Raw genomic sequence first — 3926 nt, forward strand, 5'->3', positions numbered from 1 at the left:
AGGACCAAAATGCCGCCGAAAAGCTACCGGAGCTGGAGTTTACCCTGAGGCTCTCGAAGGGTTCAACGGGCTTTACCTCTTTCTTATTTATTTTTCTAAGGAATCGGTGATTGTTAATTCATTTGGCTCCGCCGAACCTCCGGTTTCTTGTCTTGCAGACAAAAACGAGAGCTTAGTTATTAGCAGAAGGTGTTGTTTATTTACTTTTGTTTTTCATTTTTCATTTTTTAGAGAGTGGCAATATTCTAAATGCGGATAGGATAATTCTTTTAGCGGGTGCTATATTTCTTTTTGTGGAAGGAATATATCTAATTACGGATGATGTAATTCTTTTAGCGGTTAGTATATTTCTAATAGGGGATTGAATATGTCTAACCGCTATTGGAATATTTCTTTTCGAGGTTTTAATATTTCTAAATTGCTATTGCATAATTCTTTTTGGGGTAGCAAAATATCTTTTTTGGGAGATAATAATTCTCTTTTCGGGTTGGTTATTTTTTTGGTTTCTTAAATTCTATTCCTTTTACCTGTGCGTATTCCGGACTAGTTGCGCCGTAAACGGATTTAATGTATTTTTTAACTTCATTGGCAGTTTCTACAAGTGAAGTGGAATCTGTATATAGCGTTTTGTTTCTTGCAATTCTGGAATTGCTGATGTTGGCATAAGCTGTGGCAACGGCTGTATTTTTCGCTGTTAAATCTGAAATTTTGTTTTGTAATGTTGCTACTTGTAAATCGGTTTCGTTTGGTGTGTAGCTTGGTTCGGCTTCTAAAACGGATATAAGACCTGCCAAATGCTGAATAAGTTGGTCGTAAGATTGTTGGCTTGTGGAAATTGTATTTGGTGCTGGTGCATTTGGGTCGGTTGGAATTTGATTTGTAGATGCTTTTTTGCCTTGCATTTTTCTGTTAAATCCTTTTGCATCTTCGATGGTTTCGGGGGTTGCGTCGGTTGTTTGCAATGCATTGACTAATCTTGTGGATAAGGATTTTAACCCATCAAATGCTGAAATTCTTTCGTTCACTTTGTTATTATAAGCTGTATTTTTTGAAATGACGTCTGACAAAGTGGTGTCGGAATTGGATTTTAAGCTTATCAATTGGGGAAGTTGCAGGCTTTTTTTGGATGGATTATAGGTTGTTCCGTAACCTGCAACAAATTCTATTAAGTCTTGGAAGTTCGCAACATTTTTTGCGTGTCCTGTTTCTGATGTAGATGCCATAATTCTATTGTGTTTTTGGTTAATACTGAAACAAATATAGAATTTATTTTGATTTCAACAAGTAAAAAAACTCAGCTGAAAGCTGAGTTTTTTGTTATCTATTTCCAGATATATTTTCTTAACAAGCGATAGAAAATGAAAGAACTAATGATAATTGAGATGAGACTAACAGTAATTTGGTCTTTATGAATTGTATTGTTTTGATTTAACAAAAAATAATAAATTTCTTTTCCGAATAATATTATGTATAGTGATATAAGATAAGAAAATATAAAATAAAAGTTTCTTGTTTTTTTTAAATAGAAAGTTAAAAGTAAAAAAGTAATACCAAAAAATAGAATAAAAATAATGTATTTCAATTCAAATAATTGTGCAATCCACATAAGAGTTCCTAAAATTGGCCAAATAATTATATCTTTCAAGAAAGTCCATTTAAAATTGATAAAAGCATCGGTAATAACTGCTGTAATATAATAAATACATGGGTATATTATAAACATAATAATTACCACAAAACAAAACTTAAAACTATATTCTTTTAATGACATCCTAATGAGTTTAATGATTCTTTGCCTTTCATGTAGTTTCGTATCTTAATCCAACTAGGTCTATAAACTGTTTTAGGAACAATTTCGGACGTGCCATGATTATCTTTGACAAAATTAAACATTTTAGTTTGGAAACTTTCCCAAAGTGAATCAGCATTATCAAATCCAATGCTTTCAGATATCCATGTTGAAGAATAGTTTAAGAAATTAAAAGTAAAACGATCTACTCCTCTTATATAAATTGTCATCCCTCCATTATTATCTGGAAAATATCCAAATAATCTATTGCCCGATACTGGATGCTGATTATCCCATGGAATATCTACTGTAGTAAATATCCATGCTTGCGAACCAAAACCTGAAGTAATAACTGTACCATCATTATATGTAGGTCCTAAAATTGGAATGTGGATGTGAATAAGGGCACCTAGGGGATTTGATGAATTCCATAATTGAGTATCATTTATACCATAAGTTGAATTAATTACGGGTGTAAAACTTGAAAGATTATTATCAATAAATTTATCATTAAAATTTTTTCTAAAAAAATCAAAAAATTCTGCAGGAGTATATTTTTGACCATTTGGTTTATTGGGCATTGATGTTATTTTTACAGGAAAAATATCCATATTCAAACTCGGACCTCCTCCTGTGTAGATACTTTGTAAACTAGCATTATCAAAAAAACCAGCTTGATTATTAATTGTGGCAATTCTATTTTTTACAGACTGTGGTATTGGATGGTCTGCTAATTCTTTCCATTTTGGTAATTCTTGACATTGAATATCCAAAAGCGCATCGGGATTTTGTTTTAAAAGAATATCTAATGCTTTTATTCTTGCAAAGATTTGTTCTTTGTTTTGAGTATCAGGATTATCTTTTAAGAATTGATCTACAAAACTAAACATTGGCTGAATTTCTGACCAAAAAATATGGACACCATAATTATCAGTGTTTGCTATAAGATGATTAATCACCACTGTCATTAAATTAAAAGAATTAGGATGAAAATTTTTAGAATTCAAATAATTAAAAACGTTATTGTTATATTCTGGATAATCTGTCAGGAATTGTAATTGCTGTGAAGATAATTGATTAAGAAATCCCGTATATTTTTTTTGTTTCATCATATCTTCCGTAGGTATATTGGGATAGCCTGGAATTGTATTTCCTTCGCCATATCCTCCATCACCGCCACCACCATTATTTGTAGTTCCATTACCATAACCGTTATTACCATAACCAGTATTTCCGTTACCACCGCCACCGCCATTTGCACACATATTATTCACGGCAAACAATTCATATCCTCCCGTACATTCACATCCATAAAATTGGAGCAATAAGCACCCTGCAATTAAGTTCATATACTCTTCTCTATTCATGGCTGAACTTGTGGACAATAAATTGCCATCCAAGTCGTAATATTCAATAACTCCAATAAATTCATTAAAACTATAAAATGGCTTTCCATCTGATGGGATATATTTTGATATGAAATATTTTTCGGTACCGTTGTATTGTACTACATTCAAATTCATTACAAAATAATTTGATTGTGCTGTATTATTGTTATTAATCACAATGCTGATTGATCGATTGTTATTTGTCATATCAACCACCAATACATTATCTTCATCTAAATCGAAATCTTCAATGCCTTTATTCTGAAAATTTGAAGATTTCAAATTACTTTTGATTTTTTCAACAGTATTTTGTAAGCCAATCACTTCGTCAAGTTTTTTATAAGTAATGGTGGTTTTTTCTACTAATTCATTTTTTTTAATAAAGTCTTGTTCTTGTCTACATGAAGTAATGAAGATTAGTAAAATGATAAACAAGAATTTACATAAGGGAGTAAAATGCTTTTTCATTGATTTTTGTTTTTTTGTTAATGTTATTTTCCGTTAATTAAAGTGCAATTTTTAATACACTTTCTGCTAACGGAAAAAGGCTTTGTGATGCCGTGCCTAAAGATAACAAAAAATTATAGTAACACTAAAATTTATAAAAATGAAAAATAGTTCAACTAAAAACTTCCAGCACGGTAGCACAAAACCGATGTGCTTGTTGCACAACCAAATATACATATTCCTTTCCAATCATAAGAAATTGCAAAATAGTCAGTTAAAATACTGTAAATCAATTGTATAAC

3 protein-coding genes are annotated in these 3926 nt (G+C 31.0%); 1 reads left to right on the forward strand and 2 read right to left on the reverse strand.

Features of this window, described 5'->3' with window-relative positions:
- Positions 1-259: hypothetical protein (locus tag ACM44_RS15635; RefSeq protein ID WP_206540206.1), on the forward strand; the 259-nt coding region annotated here is incomplete at its 5' end.
- 232 nt (positions 260-491) lie between these two features.
- Here the strand turns inward: ACM44_RS15635 and ACM44_RS14640 are convergent.
- Together ACM44_RS14640 and ACM44_RS14650 are read right to left on the reverse strand one after the other, a co-directional pair.
- Entirely contained in the window at positions 492-1223 is a 732-nt protein-coding gene (locus ACM44_RS14640) for a hypothetical protein (protein WP_048500807.1), read from the reverse strand.
- Between the two features lie 538 nt (positions 1224-1761).
- Entirely contained in the window at positions 1762-3645 is a 1884-nt protein-coding gene (locus tag ACM44_RS14650; RefSeq protein ID WP_152669399.1) for a hypothetical protein, read from the reverse strand.
- Positions 3646-3926: the final 281 nt, after the last annotated feature.

Source organism: Chryseobacterium koreense CCUG 49689, assembly GCF_001045435.1.
GTDB classification, from domain to species: Bacteria; Bacteroidota; Bacteroidia; order Flavobacteriales; family Weeksellaceae; genus Kaistella; species Kaistella koreensis.

Excerpts from the sequence above, each read along its gene's own strand:
- ACM44_RS14640 (WP_048500807.1), bottom strand. The coding sequence starts at position 1,223 with ATGGCATCTACATCAGAAACAGGACACGCAAAAAATGTTGCGAACTTC.
- ACM44_RS14650 (WP_152669399.1), bottom strand. The coding sequence starts at position 3,645 with ATGAAAAAGCATTTTACTCCCTTATGTAAATTCTTGTTTATCATTTTA.